19 protein-coding genes and 1 pseudogene are annotated in these 15,859 nt (G+C 44.7%); 10 read left to right on the top strand and 10 right to left on the bottom strand.

Annotated features, from left to right (window positions below; all coding sequences use genetic code 11):
* Window positions 1-2: 2 nt before the first annotated feature.
* The 4 genes from LZG75_RS11590 to mltG are packed head-to-tail and all read right to left on the bottom strand — an operon-like array spanning window position 3 to window position 3,736.
* Window positions 3-785, bottom strand: coding sequence for a TatD family hydrolase (locus LZG75_RS11590; RefSeq protein ID WP_233937618.1), 783 nt, complete (start codon window positions 783-785; stop codon window positions 3-5).
* A 27-nt stretch (window positions 786-812) separates the two neighbouring features.
* Window positions 813-1,949 carry a DNA polymerase III subunit delta' gene (locus tag LZG75_RS11585; protein ID WP_233937617.1) on the bottom strand — a complete coding sequence of 379 codons (1,137 nt, stop codon included), beginning with the start codon at window positions 1,947-1,949 and terminating at the stop codon, window positions 813-815.
* Window positions 1,950-2,008: 59 nt separating this feature from the next.
* Entirely contained in the window at window positions 2,009-2,641 is a 633-nt protein-coding gene (tmk, locus tag LZG75_RS11580; protein WP_233923465.1) for a dTMP kinase, read from the bottom strand.
* A 30-nt stretch (window positions 2,642-2,671) separates the two neighbouring features.
* Window positions 2,672-3,736 (bottom strand): endolytic transglycosylase MltG, encoded by a 1,065-nt coding sequence (gene mltG / locus LZG75_RS11575; RefSeq protein WP_233937616.1) that lies wholly within the window; start codon window positions 3,734-3,736, stop codon window positions 2,672-2,674.
* 20 nt (window positions 3,737-3,756) lie between these two features.
* On the opposite strand from mltG, the gene LZG75_RS11570 reads away from it, so the two are divergent.
* A complete protein-coding gene (locus LZG75_RS11570; RefSeq protein ID WP_233923467.1) occupies window positions 3,757-4,803 on the top strand; it encodes a folate-binding protein YgfZ in 1,047 nt (348 codons plus the stop codon).
* Between the two features lie 17 nt (window positions 4,804-4,820).
* Window positions 4,821-5,678 carry an NRDE family protein gene (locus tag LZG75_RS11565; RefSeq protein WP_233923468.1) on the top strand — a complete coding sequence of 286 codons (858 nt, stop codon included), beginning with the start codon at window positions 4,821-4,823 and terminating at the stop codon, window positions 5,676-5,678.
* Window positions 5,679-5,685: 7 nt separating this feature from the next.
* Here LZG75_RS11565 and LZG75_RS11560 read toward each other — a convergent pair whose 3' ends face one another.
* Window positions 5,686-6,171 (bottom strand): PaaI family thioesterase, encoded by a 486-nt coding sequence (locus tag LZG75_RS11560; RefSeq protein WP_233923469.1) that lies wholly within the window; start codon window positions 6,169-6,171, stop codon window positions 5,686-5,688.
* A gap of 79 nt (window positions 6,172-6,250) precedes the next feature.
* Here LZG75_RS11560 and LZG75_RS11555 point away from each other — a divergent pair, with 79 nt between their 5' ends.
* From LZG75_RS11555 to LZG75_RS11535, 5 genes are read left to right on the top strand one after another with little or no spacing between them, the layout of a single operon-like run.
* Complete coding sequence (locus tag LZG75_RS11555; protein ID WP_233937615.1) at window positions 6,251-7,753, top strand: YdiU family protein; 1,503 nt, start codon at window positions 6,251-6,253, stop codon at window positions 7,751-7,753.
* An 8-nt stretch (window positions 7,754-7,761) separates the two neighbouring features.
* Window positions 7,762-8,184 (top strand): peptide-methionine (R)-S-oxide reductase MsrB, encoded by a 423-nt coding sequence (gene msrB, locus LZG75_RS11550; protein WP_233923729.1) that lies wholly within the window; start codon window positions 7,762-7,764, stop codon window positions 8,182-8,184.
* A 5-nt stretch (window positions 8,185-8,189) separates the two neighbouring features.
* Window positions 8,190-8,729, top strand: a complete 540-nt coding sequence (locus LZG75_RS11545; protein ID WP_233923471.1) for a septation protein A — start codon at window positions 8,190-8,192, stop codon at window positions 8,727-8,729.
* A complete protein-coding gene (locus LZG75_RS11540) occupies window positions 8,726-9,007 on the top strand; it encodes a BolA family transcriptional regulator (RefSeq protein ID WP_233923472.1) in 282 nt (93 codons plus the stop codon). The genes LZG75_RS11545 and LZG75_RS11540 overlap by 4 nt, the downstream gene beginning before the upstream one ends.
* Before the next feature lie 4 nt (window positions 9,008-9,011).
* Window positions 9,012-9,818, top strand: coding sequence for a peptidylprolyl isomerase (locus LZG75_RS11535; protein ID WP_233923473.1), 807 nt, complete (start codon window positions 9,012-9,014; stop codon window positions 9,816-9,818).
* Here the strand turns inward: LZG75_RS11535 and selD are convergent.
* Window positions 9,812-10,909: a selenide, water dikinase SelD gene (selD, locus tag LZG75_RS11530; protein ID WP_233923474.1), complete on the bottom strand. Its 1,098-nt coding sequence runs from the start codon at window positions 10,907-10,909 to the stop codon at window positions 9,812-9,814. The genes LZG75_RS11535 and selD overlap by 7 nt on opposite strands.
* 21 nt (window positions 10,910-10,930) lie before the next feature.
* Between selD and gloA the strand changes: the two genes are divergently transcribed.
* The gene (gene gloA, locus LZG75_RS11525) at window positions 10,931-11,317 is read left to right on the top strand and encodes a lactoylglutathione lyase (RefSeq protein ID WP_233923475.1); all 387 of its coding nucleotides are present in this window, start codon (window positions 10,931-10,933) and stop codon (window positions 11,315-11,317) included.
* A 47-nt stretch (window positions 11,318-11,364) separates the two neighbouring features.
* On the opposite strand, the gene LZG75_RS11520 is transcribed toward gloA, so the two are convergent.
* Window positions 11,365-11,571: a hypothetical protein gene (locus LZG75_RS11520; RefSeq protein WP_233923476.1), complete on the bottom strand. Its 207-nt coding sequence runs from the start codon at window positions 11,569-11,571 to the stop codon at window positions 11,365-11,367.
* 7 nt (window positions 11,572-11,578) lie between these two features.
* Window positions 11,579-11,944 carry a hypothetical protein gene (locus tag LZG75_RS11515; RefSeq protein ID WP_233923477.1) on the bottom strand — a complete coding sequence of 122 codons (366 nt, stop codon included), beginning with the start codon at window positions 11,942-11,944 and terminating at the stop codon, window positions 11,579-11,581.
* A gap of 173 nt (window positions 11,945-12,117) precedes the next feature.
* Here LZG75_RS11515 and LZG75_RS11510 point away from each other — a divergent pair, with 173 nt between their 5' ends.
* Complete coding sequence (locus LZG75_RS11510) at window positions 12,118-13,335, top strand: DUF3443 family protein (RefSeq protein ID WP_233937614.1); 1,218 nt, start codon at window positions 12,118-12,120, stop codon at window positions 13,333-13,335.
* A 106-nt stretch (window positions 13,336-13,441) separates the two neighbouring features.
* Here the strand turns inward: LZG75_RS11510 and LZG75_RS11505 are convergent, their stop codons facing one another.
* Window positions 13,442-13,660, bottom strand: coding sequence for a hypothetical protein (locus LZG75_RS11505; protein WP_233937613.1), 219 nt, complete (start codon window positions 13,658-13,660; stop codon window positions 13,442-13,444).
* Between the two features lie 90 nt (window positions 13,661-13,750).
* Here LZG75_RS11505 and LZG75_RS11500 point away from each other — a divergent pair, with 90 nt between their 5' ends.
* Window positions 13,751-14,965 (top strand): porin, encoded by a 1,215-nt coding sequence (locus LZG75_RS11500; protein ID WP_233937612.1) that lies wholly within the window; start codon window positions 13,751-13,753, stop codon window positions 14,963-14,965.
* 74 nt (window positions 14,966-15,039) lie between these two features.
* Here LZG75_RS11500 and LZG75_RS11495 read toward each other — a convergent pair.
* Window positions 15,040-15,681 (bottom strand): annotated as a pseudogene (locus LZG75_RS11495) (S8 family serine peptidase); the annotation flags it as partial.
* Window positions 15,682-15,859: the final 178 nt, after the last annotated feature.

Here is a 15,859-nt window from a genome sequence, read left to right as displayed (position 1 = left end):
ATTTATGGTCTATCTAACTGAAAACAATGAAAAAAATTACTGGTCGTTTGCTGCGCTACGGTCTCAACTGAAACCCCTTTCAGGTGCGCAACAAAGCGGCCCACATCGGCTACCCAAGCTGGCTCATTGGTTCTACCGCGATGGGGAACAGGCGCTAAATACGGCGAATCGGTCTCAATTAACATATGCTCTAAGGGCAACTGACGGCAGGTTTCTTGCAGATCCTTAGCATTTTTGAAGGTCACAATTCCTGAAAAAGAGATGTAAAACCCCATTTCAATGGCAGCTAGTGCCACTGCCGTACTCTCGGTAAAGCAATGCATCACCCCGCCAACGCGCCCCGCTCCCTCCTCTTGCATAATGCGCAGCGTATCTTCTGCGGCAGAGCGGGTATGAATAATGAGGGGTTTATTGGCCCGTATGGCCGCCCGAATATGGATGCGAAAGCGTTGGCGCTGCCATTCCATCGAATCATAGGTGCGCTCTCCGCTACGGTAATAATCTAAGCCCGTTTCGCCCAGGGCAATTATCTTTGGGTGCTCTGCTTCCGCTACCAAGAAATCTTCAGTTGGTTCGGGGGTATTTTCATAATCAGGATGCACCCCTACCGATGCGTATAGATGCGCATAGGTTTCGGCCAAGGCCTTAACGGCAGGAAAATCAGGTAAATCAACTGAAATACAGAGCGCATGACTAACCCCGGCAGCAGCCATATTAGCCAACACCTCAGGCATGCGATCACGATATTCAGGAAAATCAAGATGACAATGTGAATCAATAAACATCAGGGCCAATCAACATATTTTGATAGTTCAATCGCTAAAAATATTTTGGTATTGCAGCAACAAGGCTTCCATTTGTATGCGCGTAGCAAGGGGATGATTTTCATGGCGCCGAGCTTGTAAGAGCATTTTCCACCAGCGCATTAATTTTACTAGACGCACTTGCTTGGCTAGCACCTTCAAGACCTCAGTGTGCTTAGGGTAATAACGCACCACATTCGCTTGCGAAAGCCCTTGTAGGTCTGCACACCAGCGTTGCAAAGTGATTAATAAAATGGGAACAGGCGCTTTATGAATTTTTTCGGCAATACTAAGCCAATCAATCTGAATTCCATTTGCTAGGCCCTGTAACAAACTTTTTGTGGCCAAGGCACCCAGCAGCAACTCATCTTTTTCGTCTTCACTACTTCTAGCTAGCAGGGTTTCATAAACGGTAAATGGGGCACCGCCGAATTCATCATAAAGCGCCTCTATTTCAGCTGTAGATATTGCGTTGAGTTTTTCGGTAGCGAGTTTATTTTGCAGCCAACTAAGCCCAATGGCGCGCTCAGGCTTTGGTGCTTGCAAGAGTCGGCAGCGCGAGCGAATGGTTGGCAGAACCCGATCAAGTCTAGCGGCCACTAAAATAAAAATAGTTTGGGGTGGCGGCTCTTCCAAAGACTTAAGTAAGGTATTGGCTGCATCGGGCTTTAATTGCTCCAGGGGCGAAACTAAGATCACCCGATTACCTCCTCGGTGGCTACCGAGCCCCAATGAGCTAATAACGCTACGTGCTTCAGCGATAGCAATAAAACGCTTTTCTTTTTTATCGGTCGCTTCCGCATCGGCTTCATCATCGCGGGCTTTAGTAGTTCGCACTGGTGCATCGGCTTGACCGCCTTCGAGTGCTGCTTGGGGCAAATACTTATGCTGTATTTCAGGAACGAGCGCCATGAAATCGGGGTGATTGCCAGTGGCAAACCACCGACATGCCTCACATTGCTGGCAAGGCTTACTAATATTGGGTTCTGCGCATTCACACAATAAGGCTTGGGCAAGATGGATCGCAAAATCATATTTGCCAATACCTGCTTGCCCATAAATAAGCACTGCATGGGGAAAGGCGGCGAAAGGTAATTCGCCCCATAGGCCTTGTAGCCAAGGAGCAATGGGTTGATTAAGGCTCATAGCTTTTATTCATTGTTAGCTATTATAGTTAAAATTAATAATAAAATTATGCATATAAATCATATATTTACATCAATATTTTGAAGCTTTTTCCAGATTACCTCAGGGGTGTCGCGCGCATCTAAAACACGAAAACGCTCAGGTTCTGCTCCTGCACGCCGCAGATACTCTTGGCGAACGCGTTCAAAAAAGGCGAGGTCCAGACGTTCAAATTTATCTGGCGTTCTTGCCTGTGAGCGCCTCGCTTCTGCAACTTCACTGGGCAAATCAAATAAGAAAGTCAGATTAGGCTGCAAGAGCTTCCCTGCCCTGCTTTGTACCCATTGTTCGAGTTGGCTGAGTTTTTCAACGCTTAAGCCCCTCCCCCCACTTTGGTAAGCAAAGCTGGCATCGGTAAAACGATCTGAAATAACAATTTTTCCCGCCGCAAGGGCCGGTTCGATGATCTGGGCTAAATGCTCTCGCCGAGCCGCAAACATCAACAAGGCTTCTGTTTCAAGATCCATTGGTGCATCGAGTAGCAGCATTCTTAATTGCTCGCCCAAAGTGGTGCCACCAGGCTCACGGGTAACTAGCACCTTACGTGCCGGAAATTTAGCACGTAAAAAATTGGCATACGCTTCAATGTGCGTGCTTTTACCGGCGCCATCGATGCCTTCAAAGCTTATAAAAAAACCAGGTTGATTCTGCATGCGGGTAAAAATAATGGTGGTCTAGTGAAATTACGGTTTACTGGGTAAGGTAGTTGCCGCTTTTGCTGGCAATCGTTGATATTGGGTTACAGCGCGTTCGTGCTCAGGTAGGGAAGTTGAAAAATAGCTGCTGCCATCGCCTTTGGCCACAAAATAAAGCGCACTACTCTTAGCGGGCCCAGCAGCTGCAAATAGCGACTCTCGACTGGGCATAGCAATAGGGGTTGGGGGTAATCCGCGGCGCATATAAGTATTGTAGGGATTGTCGCGGCGCAAATCCGATTTACGTAAATTCCCATCAAATTTTGGGCCTATGCCATAGATGACGGTTGGATCAGTTTGAAGCAGCATACCCTTTCGCAGGCGATTATCGAATACCGCTGCAACTAAGCCACGATCAGCGGCTTGACCAGTTTCTTTTTCAATAATGGAAGCCAAAATTAATAAGGCATAGGGGTTGGACACGGCAATTTGAGGGGTACGTTGCTGCCATGCCAACTGCAATTGTTTTTGCATTGCACTAGCCGCTAGTTGATAAATGATTAAATCACTTTCGCCGGGATCAAACACATAGGTATCGGGGTAAAAAAGTCCCTCGCCGCTGGGATAATTGAGATTTAATTTCTTCAACAATGCTTGATTATTTAAGCCTTGCGTTTGATGGTCTAAGGCTGGATTAGCATCAATGACAGCACGCAGTTGCCAAATCGTCATTCCTGGAATAATGCTAAGGGTTTCACGCACCCGATCACCCCGCGCCATTTGCAATAAAACGTCACTGGTGCTTGCGCCCACTGGAAATAAATAAGTCCCAGGCTTTAATTTGGCACCGACCCAAAGAGCGCGAGCGGCGAGTTGAAAAAACCAAGGATTTACGCCAATGCCCTGTGCCTGCAGCTGTTTGGCAATGCTGTGCACCCCCGATTGCGGCGCGATCCGAATGCGCCATGGCTCTTGGGCTGCCCCACCGGTAAATTGCGCGCGCGTGGGCACAACGCCAAAGGTAAATATGTTCACATAAAATAAAATCAACAAGACCAGCAGAATTAAAGCAATCGATTTGAAATAATTGCTTTTAGGACATTTTTTGCGCATCAGGCTATGATAAAAGCAGAATGACTCTTTCCTCAATAAATAACCCAACCCTTGCCGCTGGCTCTGCTACTTTAGATCAGTGGGGCTTAATCTGTATTCAAGGGCTAGATGCCAGCCATTTTTTGCAAAATCAACTTACCAATTCCGTCGAGGGCTTAACAGCGATACCACCAGGCAAGGTGGCGACAGGACCTCAAGAAGTTCGGCTCATGGGCTACTGCACCCCTAAAGGCCGTTTATTAGCAAGTGGCTGGCTAGTTTTGCAGCAAGCCGCAGAGCCAAGCTATTTTTTATTTCTTTCGAAGGATATTGCTGCTGCTTTTGCGAAACGTTTGGCCATGTATGTCTTACGCGCTAAAGTACAAGTGCGTGACGTGAGCAATGAATGGCTAATTAAAGGCAGTTGGCAACAGCAAGGCGAGGGAAACCTCAACCCTGGTAGCGCTCTAGGGCTTCCAAATGAGGCAGTGATTTTATCGCTGCCCCCTTCTCAAATCATGGCTGAAGATCTCAGGCTTTCTTTTACCCGTTCTCTAATGGCTATTCCCGTAACTCCTAGCGAGCCGAGTTCTATTGAATGTGCAAATCACGCTGCTGACATGTGGAACTTTCTTGAAGTCATGAGCGCTATACCGCGCATTGTGTTGTCCACTCAAGATCAATTTGTGCCGCAAATGATTAATTTTGAATCGGTGTATGGCGTTGATTTTAAAAAGGGTTGTTATCCCGGCCAAGAAATTGTCGCACGTAGCCAATATCGCGGGGTTATCAAACGGCGTTTGTACTTAGCCTATAGTGATAGCAAATCACTGAAAGTGAGCCCCGCCCTTGTGCAACCAGGGGTAGAAATTTTTCATTCTCAAGATCCTACCCAGCCTGCTGGAATGGTGGTTCTATCTGCCCCCAATCCATTTAATGCAGAGCAGGTCTGTTTTCAGATCGAATGTAAGTCCGAGTTAGTTCATAGCACGCTCGCAATTCCTACCGAGCATTTACATTTGGGCACGGCGAATGGGCCACTGTTATTTTTGGGGGAAAAATTGCCTTACCCCTTGCTAGAAATTTAATCTGGCATATTATCGTTATGTGCCTCATTTTATTCGCTTGGAAATCTCACCCTAAATACGCTTTAGTCGTGGCTGCTAATCGCGATGAATTTTATGAACGCGATACCGAAAAAATGGCTTGGTGGCCAGAAAAACCGCATCTTTTAGCGGGCCGCGATCGCGCAGATGTCCTTGGTAATCCTGGTACTTGGTTTGGCTTCACTAAAACAGGTCGCTTTGCCGCGCTGACTAACGTAAGAGCGCCGAGTGAAAAAAGGCTTGATGCCAGAACCCGCGGTGAGTTACCGATGTTATTCCTCAATAATGCCAATCGACCTGATACATTCATAGAACACCACGCTAAACAATTTGATCAATATAACGGCTTTAACTTACTAATGGCTGATCTAAGTGATCCCGTTAATGCTGAAATGCACTGGGTTAGTAATCGCTTAATGATGGGCAAATCGATTCGACCCCGCAAAACCTATCCTAAACAAGCCTTAGATGCTGGTGTGTATGGACTATCAAATGCCATGCTTGATACCCCTTGGCCTAAAGTCAATCATCGGATTGCCGCATTTGCACAAGCCTTAGCAATGGATCAAGGCGAATTAAAAAATGTCGACCCCTATCTGCGTTTGCTAGCCGATACACATCAGGCTAGTGATCAAGAATTACCGAGTACTGGGGTCAATATGGAATGGGAAAAGGCTTTGTCAGCTGCTTTCATACAGACCCCAAATTACGGCACGCGCTCAAGCACCATCTTAAGGGTTCGTCATGATGGCGCATTTGAAATGGTTGAGCGTCGCTTCGATGCCAAGGGTACGATTGGCCATGATGTCGTTACGGGCGGCTTAATCGGAGCCTCGGGTTCAAACCTCTCGGTCTAGCGCTCACTTACGCTTTACGTTCGTCCACTTCAATCACCCTTTCGCCCTGCGCATTACGGGTTGGTAAGCGCTTAAGAAACTTGAATGTGCCTGTAGCCATACAACAAATAGCCCCTTGATCATCGTATAACTTTGCCTCACAAAATGCCATGGTGGCGGTGGCATGCACGGTATCTGCCTTCACCCGCAAAATACCCTTAGCCGCTTGCAAAAAATTATTCTTCAGTTCAATTGTTACTACACTACGATCGCCTGGATCTGCTGAACGGGCTGCAACGGCCATCGCCACATCCATTAGCGTTAGTAAAACGCCGCCATGCGCAACATTCCAAGTATTTTGATGCTCGGGCCGTAAGGCGAGCAAAATTTCGCCACGACCCATTTCGGCTTTTAAAATGCGTACTCCTAATAATTTAAGGAATGGCACATCCAGCTCTTCGCCTAAGTGGGCTAGCTGGCTAGAAATGGCAGTTAAATTAGCATCAGTGGTCATAGGGTCTCCAAATTCACAATAGCATAAGGCTTTCTAGCGCGGTCAGCAAAAAGGCTCAAGTTAAGCTAGAGTCCATTGCATGGCATTTATTTTATGTGGTGAAGCAGTTAAGCAAACCGTCACCCCTACCCCTTTACCCGACCCCTATTGGGTCGCTTTTTCTACCGATGCGGCAAAACTCATCGGCTTGAATCTCACGTCCGATCACTTGCCAAGCGACCCTGCATGGCTGCAAGTATTAGCCGGTAACACCTTAGAAGTAGCCGATCGGCAATTCAGCGAGCCCACGGCAACTGCGTATAGCGGTCATCAATTTGGCATGTGGGCCGGCCAGCTTGGCGATGGCCGGGCAATTTTATTGGGCGATATTCAAGGGCAAGAAATCCAACTGAAGGGCGCTGGCAAAACACCCTATTCCCGCATGGGTGATGGCCGCGCAGTACTGCGCTCTTCTATACGTGAATATCTGTGTAGCGAAGCGATGCATGCCCTGGGTATTCCCACTACCCGTGCTTTAGCGGTAGTCGGCTCAAAAAAAACAGTGGTACGCGAAACCCTTGAAACTGCTGCAGTCTGTACGCGCTTAGCCCCCAGTTTTTTACGCGTTGGGCATTTCGAACATTTCGCTTCCTTACAAATGTACGCAGAGCTACAAATACTTGCTGATGATTTAATTCGTAACTTCTATCCCGCTTGTGCAGACTCAACAACGCCCTATTTAGATTTATTTAAAGCAATTTCAGCTCGCACCGCAGAACTCGCAGCGCAATGGCAGGCGGTTGGTTTCTGTCATGGGGTACTGAATACAGATAACACTAGCTTGCTAGGTTTAACTATGGATTACGGCCCGTTTGGCTTTCTCGATCAATTTCAAATCAATCATATTTGCAATCATTCCGATGCGGGAGGTCGTTACAGCTATCAGCGTCAACCCCAAATTTTGCACTGGAATATGGCCTGCCTTGCCAGTGCAATGCTGCCCTTAATAGAGCAAGAATTAAAGCAAGCTAACCCAACTCAGTCTGAAGCAGACTTAAGCAATGCAGCGCAAACCACCCTACGCAGCGCACTTGCGCTTTATCCCGATCTTTATCAAACCGCATGGGAGAGGCATTTTCGTGCAAAGCTAGGTTTACTTGAGATCCAATCTGAAGATGTAGCTTTAATTGAGGCCTTACTGCAATTAATGCACGATAACCAAATTGATTTCACAACGTTTTTTCGACATCTAGGCGACCTCAGTGCGCTACCTAGTAACAATCAAAATAGCCCCTTACGAGACCTATTTTTGAACCGTACTGGTTTTGATGCCTGGCTTGAACACTACCGAACACGCTTACAACAAGAACACAGCAACGATCAAAAACGCCAACAACGCATGAATCTAGTCAACCCCAAATTCATCCTGCGCAATCATTTAGCGCAAGCAGCTATTGAAGCAGCGCAAGTAGATGATTTTTCGGAATTAACACGCTTAGCCACTATTTTGCGTAAGCCGTATGATGAGCAATTAGAATATGATGCTTATGCCCAACCTCCCCCACCCGAATTGAATGCCATTGCGGTAAGTTGCTCCTCTTAAAGTGAGATATTGATATGAAGAAAACTGATGCAGAATATAAAAAAGAGTTAAGTGATATTGAATATCGCGTCACTCGCCAAGCCGCTACTGAAGCCCCTTTTACTGGTAAGTATTGGGATCACTGGAACCAAGGCGAATACAAATGCGTATGTTGTGGCACCCCCTTATTTGTTTCGAGCAGTAAATTCGATGCAGGTTGCGGTTGGCCTAGCTATGATGCGCCAATGGTTGCAGAGGCTATCGTCGAACACAAAGACACAACCCATGGCATGACGCGTACTGAAGTGCGTTGCGGCAATTGCGACGCCCATTTAGGGCACGTATTTAATGATGGTCCTACCGATACTACTGGCTTACGCTATTGCATCAATTCAGCATCACTAAAGTTTGAGCCTAGCCAAAATGCCCAAACCATTACAGAAAAGAAATAAAGTTTATGAAATTTCTATTCGATTTATTTCCTGTCATTTTATTTTTTATTACTTTTAAATTTGCTGATATTTATGCAGCAACTATTGTGGCGATGGTGGCAACGATCGTGCAAATTCTTTGGGTTTATTATCGCCACCGTAAAATCGATGCCATGCAGTGGGCTAGCTTAGTATTGATTGTCGTCTTTGGTGGCCTCACTATCTTCCTACAAAATAAAGTTTTTATTCAACTTAAACCAACCGTTTTATATTGGCTCTTTGCTGCAGTTCTACTTATTAGTGCGCAGTTTTTTAAAAAAAATTGGATTCAAGTTGTCATGGGTAAGCAGGTTACCCTTAAGCCATTGCATGCGAATACCTTGTGGGGTAAGCTTAACTTAGCTTGGGTGCTCTTTTTTTTAGCAATGGGCTTTTTAAATCTGTATGTTGCTTTCCAATTTTCTGAAGATACTTGGGTCAACTTTAAATTATTCGGCAGCACGGGTTTATTAGTTGTTTTCATTATTTTGCAAAGTATTTGGCTTGGCAAGCATATCGAGTCATGACCCCAAATCAATTACGCATCCAACAATTTACTGCCGACCTAGAGGCGGCGTTTGTCATAACTAATTTACACATTGAAGATGAAAGCCATATGCATGCGGGGCATGCTGGTGCAGCAAGTGGTGGAGGCCATTTTCGCGTCACTTTAATTGCCCCAGAATTTACCGGTCTATCCCGCGTAGCGCGTCACCGGCTGGTGTATGATGCTTTGCAGAAACACATTCCTACTGAAATTCACGCCTTAGCTATTGTTGCCCTAACCCCAGAAGAAGCCATTTAAGATCATGTCATTTACACGCTCAAATCCCCCCCTTGCCCTACTCTTTTCCGCCATTTGTCTTGCTTTTGCCATACCCCTAGCGCATGCACAAAATGCCGCAATTGTGAATGGCAAAGCTATTCCCTCGGCACAGCTAGACGCTTTAATTAAAAAATCAGGCCAAGGCGATGATCCTAAAATTCGTGAACAAGGTCGCGAGATGCTCATCACTCGTGAACTCATTTTGCAAGAAGCCGATAAAACTGGGGTTGCGCAACGCCCTGATGTACGCGAACAAATTGAGCAATCCAAGACTGGTGTCCTCGTTGCCGCAGTATTTCAAGAGTACATCGAAAAGGAAGGGGTTACTGAGGCCGATTTAAAGTCAGCTTATGAAAATATGAAAACGCAATACAGCGGCAAGGAATATCACGTCGAACATATTTTGGTCGAAAAAGAAGCCGATGCCAAAGCAATCATTGCTCAAATTAAAGGCGGCGCAAAGTTTGCCGATATTGCTAAAGCAAAATCAAAAGATCCTGGCTCTGCCCCCAATGGCGGCGATTTAGGTTGGGTTGGCGAAAAAGCATTAGTGCCTGAATTTTCTAAGGCCATGGTGGGCTTAAAAAATGGCCAAATGACCGACAAGCCCGTTAAAACTCAATTTGGCTGGCACATTATTAAAGTCGATGAATCGCGCGAAGCAAAAGTGCCTAGCTTTGATGAAGTCAAAGATCAGCTTAAACAAATGATTATTTCAGATGAAGCCTGGCAAAAAGCGCAGTTTGCTGAAATGATGAAAAAACTACGAGCAAAAGCAAAGATTCAATAAACCTTTAGCTTCATTACTGGGGCTGGGCTGTTTAGCTCAGCGGCTGGTTCCTTAGTCAAAAATTGACCTATTTGGCCAGCATCACAAAACCCCGCTTGATTTAGCGTTGCCAGCACCTGTGGCGCAGTAGCTGGTGTACAACTAATTAACAGTCCGCCACTAGTTTGAGGGTCTGTTAACAGGGTCTGTACTTGCGCAGTTGAAAGCCCTTGTTCGTGGCCTACTGCATTGCTAAGCGCTATCTCACCACCGTAGCTTTGCCAATTGCGCAAGCTTGCACCAGTTGAATATCCCTGCTTAAGATAGTCAACTGCCAAAGTAATCAAGGGAATAGCTGCAAAATCAAGTTGTAATATCAAATTAGCTCCCCGAGCCATCTCAAGAGCATGACCTGCCAAACCAAAGCCAGTTACATCGGTCATGGCCGTAACGCCTTGCAACTTCGCAATACTTGCGCCAATACTGTTTAATTGCGTCGTCAAGCGCAGCATTTCAGCATAAGCATCATCACTCAACACCGCATTTTTTAAGGCCGCAGAAAGAATACCAATGCCTAGTGGTTTGGCTAATATTAATTTATCCCCTGCTTTGGCGTTGCAATTTTTACGAACAAACTGAGGATGCGCCAAGCCCATCACCGCTAAGCCGTAAATTGGTTCGGGGGTATCAATTGAATGGCCGCCAGCAATTGTGATGCCCGCAGCAGAGCAAACACTTTGCCCCCCTGCCAGAATTCGCCCAATAGTTTCCGCAGGCAATTTGTCAATCGGCATTCCCACAATGGCTAAAGCCAAAATTGGCTCACCACCCATGGCATAAATATCTGAAAGCGCATTCGTAGCCGCAATACGCCCAAAATCGAAGGGGTCATCAACAATAGGTGTAAAAAAATCAGTGGTAGCTATTAATGCTTGCTGATCATTCAGGAGGTATACCGCTGCATCGTCCGCCGATTCATTCCCAACCAGCAATTTAGGATTGGGCAATGGCAAAGGTACATCACGCAAAATTGTTGCTAATAAACTGGGGGAAATTTTGCACCCACAACCCCCGCCATGGGCATATTCAGTTAATCTAATTGGTGTAGTCATAAACGCAGTATATTGTCTCCTATGATGATCCTCCACACCATGCTACGAGTCGGTAACCTAGCCCGATCGATCGACTTTTATACCCAAGTCATGGGTATGAACCTATTGCGTACAACCGAGCGCCCAGACCAACATTATTCATTGGCTTTTGTAGGCTTTGGTAAAGGTAACGCCGATGGCCAGGCAGAAATTGAACTAACCCATAACCACGGGGTAGAAGGCTATGAAATGGGCACGGCCTATGGCCACATTGCCATCGAAGTACCAGATGCCTATGGTGCCTGCGAAAAAATTAAAGCCGCTGGCGGGGTCATTACCCGCGAAGCTGGGCCCGTAAAAGGAGGTGCTACAGTAATCGCATTTGTAGTAGACCCCGATGGCTACAAAATAGAGTTAATTCAGCGCTGAGAATTCGGGCCTAATCAGGCCTGAGCCAGAACCCAAGCAAACAAAATTTAGCGCCAACCTTTTAATTCCATGCAGTTAATCCATTGCTTATGATGAATTCCCGAGTTTTGCTCGGGATAAGCCAATTGACAATCAGCAATGTCCTGATTAAACGTCTTCGCATTATTTTTAGATGTATCTAAGTTTTGCGTTGGTATTTTGGCGCATGCTACCAAAACCAATGCTGAAAAGAGTAGGCTAAAAATTAATTTCATATTAATCCTAGATTTTTTTATTACTAACTGTAATGCACTGCCCAGTAAAGCGTTGCTCGCTAGTGTATTCACCCCGCTTCATCAAGCTATATTCATTTAGTACGCCAGTAGTACGATTGTATTTCACTTTAAAGTCGTGTTCATCGTATGAGGCAGTGCTAATTTCTTCGCATTCAATCTGCTCTGCAGACCAAATTTGGCATGGTATTGAGCCCTTGGCCTTCTTATCAATAAATTCAAACGTTTGACGCTTTACTTTCTCAGCCTCAGCCGTTTGATTATTTGCCGTGTAGTAATTTTTAATCAAATAGTCGCCAGTACATAAAAGGCGAAAGCTACCCTCTTCTTTTTTACATGCCGTTAAAAGCAGCATGATACTAAGCAATAAGTAACTGCAAAAAGAATAAATATTTTTAATTGAATAACCTTTAAAGCTAAAAAAGAAATTTCTCTAGTCTAAATTTAGGGTAAACCTGCATGTAATTTGCAAATTATTGGGCTAGAGTGGGGCATGCTTACTAACTGCCGATTATAAATCGATCAATCATGAAATCAATTTATTCTCGCTTTAAGCTGCAATGCTTATGTAGTATTGGCGTTGCTATCAGCATTATTTCTTGCGGTGGAGATAATAATAATACTTCGAGTACCGCGCCAACAAACAGCCGTAACACGGACTATGAAAGCGTAGTATTAGCCGCAAATTCACTTAGTGTAACGATAGCAGAGGGTCTAAATGGTCAATCTAATATTCCCTTCGTAAGCGTTACTATTTGCGACCCAGGCACATATAACTGCAAAACTATTCATAATATTATGCTCGATACCGGATCTCAGGGTTTACGCATTTTTGCTTCGGCAGTGAAGTCGCTCAATTTGGGATTACCATCACCAAATATTTATGAATGCGCTCTTTTTGGCTCTGGTGTTACATGGGGTGCCGTAAAAGTTGCAGATATACGTATGGCAGGTGAATTAGCGAGCTCAATGGCAATACAGGTCATTGATGATAGCAATAATGGCATTGTTCCTAGTGCGTGTAGCAATGGGCAACCCACTAATCAAACTCCAGCTGCCATGGGTGCAAATGGCCTTATTGGAGTCTCTAACACCCTCTACGACACTGGCCCTTACTTTAATTGCATTCCCAGTGCGACTAATGCTTGCGAAATTACTCCACCGCCCAATTATCAAATCCAAAATCCAATTGCTGCATTTGCGGTAAACAATAATGGGCTTTTAATTCGCTTGCCACAAGTCAGTGCAAGTGGTGCACCTACAGTCACAGGGTCAGTCATTTTTGGTATTGACACTCAAGCAAATAATGCATCAAACGGGGCAAACTTTATTCCCGCAAATAGTAATGGTTACTTTACAACTATTTTTAACGGTATTGCTTACTCGCAAAGCTATATTGATAGTGGCAGTAATGCCCTTTATTTTGTAGCTGGAAGTAATAGCAATGAATTATCGATCTGTTCAGTTGGAGGCTTATACTGCCCTGCCAGTACCAAAACTTATACCGCTACAATGACATTACAAAACAATACTACAAGCACGGTAAATTTTTCAGTTGCAAATGCAAATAATCTTGGCGTTACTAATCATGCATTTAATAATCTAGCCGGCCCCATACCAGCCGCTGGTGCCCAATCATTCGATTGGGGTCTGCCCTTTTTCTTTGGTCGAACCGTTTATGTTGGCATATCTGGCAAAACAAGCAATGCAGGCACTGGCCCCTACTTTGCCTATACCGATAATTAATTTGATTTTTTTAATGGTGCAACAAAATAAGTCGTAGTCATGTCAATTTTGTTGAGCGGAGAATTTTGCGAATCAGCGTAAGGCTCCATAACTAAGCTAACTTCAATCAGCGGTTACTGGTCGTTGCACAAAATTTAGAAAAAACTACTATCCACATACGTCTTAATTCATTAATATCAACGTTGTTTGGCTTGGGAATATTTTTTTCTACAAATGAACTAATTGCACTATTTGGCGCTGCATCACAGAAGCTTCGAGCTGCAACGCTCACTAAAACAAATACTATTAAAATTGAAACTATCATCCATATCAGTTTTTTGCTCATTTTAATATTATAAAGGAAATTAGCGCTCTTATTAATTTTATCGATATGATGTTGAGATACAAATAATAATAATATCTGGATTAAATCTAGTTGAATAAGTCGATTTTTACTATTGCGGCATGCAGCGTATTTAGCATATATGTAAGCAAAGCCAGTGCGCAGTCAGGTGTAACAATTTATGGCATTGTCGATGTGGGCTATATTAATATAAAGACTAACGGCACCACCATTATTCCTGACGAAGCTACCAATACCGTGGTGTTTGGTAACTCAGCACAACAGACCAGCCGCTTGGGATTTAAAGGTACTGAAGATTTAGGCGGCGGTGTCTTTGCTTTTTTTACCCTTGAAACTGATATGCAGCCTGCCAATGGCTTCCTTTCGCACTGGCAAGATCGTCAAAGTTTTCTTGGTCTAGGCGCGACAAGTTTGGGCCAATTTGCAATTGGTACCCAAAATACCCCAATTTATAATCAATTAGCTGCAACCGATGTGGGTCATACCAACAATACCCCTGGATCGGCTGTTTACCCTATTTATTCCAAAGGCGGCACGCGTGCAAATGGCACATTCGATGATAATGCTGGCGTTGGTGGCGTTAGCATTGCTTTAACCACCAGAACACACTCAACCTTATCATTTAAAACCGCAGATGTATCTGGTTTTACGCTAGCAGGAATCGCTATTATTCGTAGCGATACTTTGAGCGCTCAATCAAAAACCGAACCCGTGCCGATTAAAAATAGTACCAGTGGCTGGGGGATTTCCGGACAATATATTCAAGAGAAATTTTATCTAGGGGTAGCATATCAGGCACTTAAATCACAAAATCTAGGTTACGGTTGCGCGCAGCCTGGCGCCTGTCCATCTACTGCATTTACACCAGATCCGAAGGTTTGGGCTTGGGCAGAAGGAGGTGTAAATACTCAAGATAACCAATATTACGCTGGAGCAACTTATGACTTTGGCTATTTTAAAACTTATTTGCAATTTGTTAATCGTAAGGTCACCAATCTGCTTGATGCTTCATATACCCTTTCAAGGTCTGCGCAACAAATTGGGCTTAGGGGGTTTTTTACTAGCAATATTGAAAGCTGGGCCAATATTGGTAATGGGCAATACACTACCTACGGAATTAATAGCCCCTCTTCAAAAATAAATGCTTGGCAAATTGGCGCCAATTATTACCTTAGTAAACGCACTAATTTATATGCTATTTATGGCATTGATAAAGGAGGAGCGACCAGCATTTATTCCGCAACTAGCGTTAGTTCATTTGCCAGTGGAGTGCGAGTTCAATTTTAGTAAACAATGTAAGCTGATAGTTACAGGCGAACTTTGCCCTTGGGGAGATCAGAATTGACGGCAAATGAATATATTTATTTAAGCCCACCGGCCGAACTTAAGGCCGCAGTTAAATCTACTTGACCCTTACCGTAGATTACTGGATCCCAACCTGGTTTAAGAACTGCGGTATTTAAGATCGCAGCTGCAATTTGTTCGCCAGTAGCATTCGGATATTTTTGCTTAATAATTGCCGCATATCCTGCAACTCTTGGGGCTGAATAGGAGGTTCCTGAATAAGGGGTGGTTGATGTTCCGTAGTCGACTACAAACCGGTCCGCTGCTGCTCCTGCTCTTGCAGAGTAACTAGCAATATTTCCATCGGTTCCTAGTGCGCCAACTAGAATTAAATTACTTTTATAGGCGGAGTTATAAAGTGCCGCAGTCTCACTTTTATTTAAAGTTGGCTGACCATCATTGCCCGCTGCCATCGTAACTACGATACTAGGAACTGTGGTGGGGGCGGTTATCGCGGTACTAGAGGTTCCAGTTGTATATGCACTGAGATTGAGCGTTTGACCATTACTCATCCCAGCTAATGTGTTTGAGATTATTCCAATCCAATTTGAGGTGCTGACGGTTGCCGCGTAAGTCACAGGTACCAAGGTTGCATAAGTTGCTACTCCACCGGATCCAGCAATAATTCCATTTGTGACCGTTTGATGTGATGCTCCGTCAGGATTAGAATGCGTTGACCAATCTAAATTTAAAGCAGTAGAACCTTGACCGGGGGTGTACTAAATTTTGTGTAAACGGTCTAATAATGGGTAAAAGCCCACTCCATAGGAGTAATGATGATGACCGAAGCAGCAAAACGAGCAGTACCCCAAGAACTCATTGATAGCCTGCTGGCAG

This window comes from Polynucleobacter sp. IMCC30063 (assembly GCF_021395235.1).
GTDB lineage: Bacteria > Pseudomonadota > Gammaproteobacteria > Burkholderiales > Burkholderiaceae > Polynucleobacter.
This window is presented reverse-complemented; position numbering and strand designations above follow the sequence as displayed.

Excerpts from the sequence above, each read along its gene's own strand:
- LZG75_RS11590 (WP_233937618.1), bottom strand. The coding sequence starts at position 785 with ATGTTTATTGATTCACATTGTCATCTTGATTTTCCTGAATATCGTGAT.
- LZG75_RS11585 (WP_233937617.1), bottom strand. The coding sequence starts at position 1,949 with ATGAGCCTTAATCAACCCATTGCTCCTTGGCTACAAGGCCTATGGGGC.
- tmk (WP_233923465.1), bottom strand. The coding sequence starts at position 2,641 with ATGCAGAATCAACCTGGTTTTTTTATAAGCTTTGAAGGCATCGATGGC.
- mltG (WP_233937616.1), bottom strand. The coding sequence starts at position 3,736 with ATGCGCAAAAAATGTCCTAAAAGCAATTATTTCAAATCGATTGCTTTA.
- LZG75_RS11570 (WP_233923467.1), top strand. The coding sequence starts at position 3,757 with ATGACTCTTTCCTCAATAAATAACCCAACCCTTGCCGCTGGCTCTGCT.
- LZG75_RS11565 (WP_233923468.1), top strand. The coding sequence starts at position 4,821 with ATGTGCCTCATTTTATTCGCTTGGAAATCTCACCCTAAATACGCTTTA.
- LZG75_RS11560 (WP_233923469.1), bottom strand. The coding sequence starts at position 6,171 with ATGACCACTGATGCTAATTTAACTGCCATTTCTAGCCAGCTAGCCCAC.
- LZG75_RS11555 (WP_233937615.1), top strand. The coding sequence starts at position 6,251 with ATGGCATTTATTTTATGTGGTGAAGCAGTTAAGCAAACCGTCACCCCT.
- LZG75_RS11545 (WP_233923471.1), top strand. The coding sequence starts at position 8,190 with ATGAAATTTCTATTCGATTTATTTCCTGTCATTTTATTTTTTATTACT.
- LZG75_RS11540 (WP_233923472.1), top strand. The coding sequence starts at position 8,726 with ATGACCCCAAATCAATTACGCATCCAACAATTTACTGCCGACCTAGAG.
- LZG75_RS11535 (WP_233923473.1), top strand. The coding sequence starts at position 9,012 with ATGTCATTTACACGCTCAAATCCCCCCCTTGCCCTACTCTTTTCCGCC.
- selD (WP_233923474.1), bottom strand. The coding sequence starts at position 10,909 with ATGACTACACCAATTAGATTAACTGAATATGCCCATGGCGGGGGTTGT.
- gloA (WP_233923475.1), top strand. The coding sequence starts at position 10,931 with ATGATGATCCTCCACACCATGCTACGAGTCGGTAACCTAGCCCGATCG.
- LZG75_RS11520 (WP_233923476.1), bottom strand. The coding sequence starts at position 11,571 with ATGAAATTAATTTTTAGCCTACTCTTTTCAGCATTGGTTTTGGTAGCA.
- LZG75_RS11515 (WP_233923477.1), bottom strand. The coding sequence starts at position 11,944 with ATGCTGCTTTTAACGGCATGTAAAAAAGAAGAGGGTAGCTTTCGCCTT.
- LZG75_RS11510 (WP_233937614.1), top strand. The coding sequence starts at position 12,118 with ATGAAATCAATTTATTCTCGCTTTAAGCTGCAATGCTTATGTAGTATT.
- LZG75_RS11505 (WP_233937613.1), bottom strand. The coding sequence starts at position 13,660 with ATGAGCAAAAAACTGATATGGATGATAGTTTCAATTTTAATAGTATTT.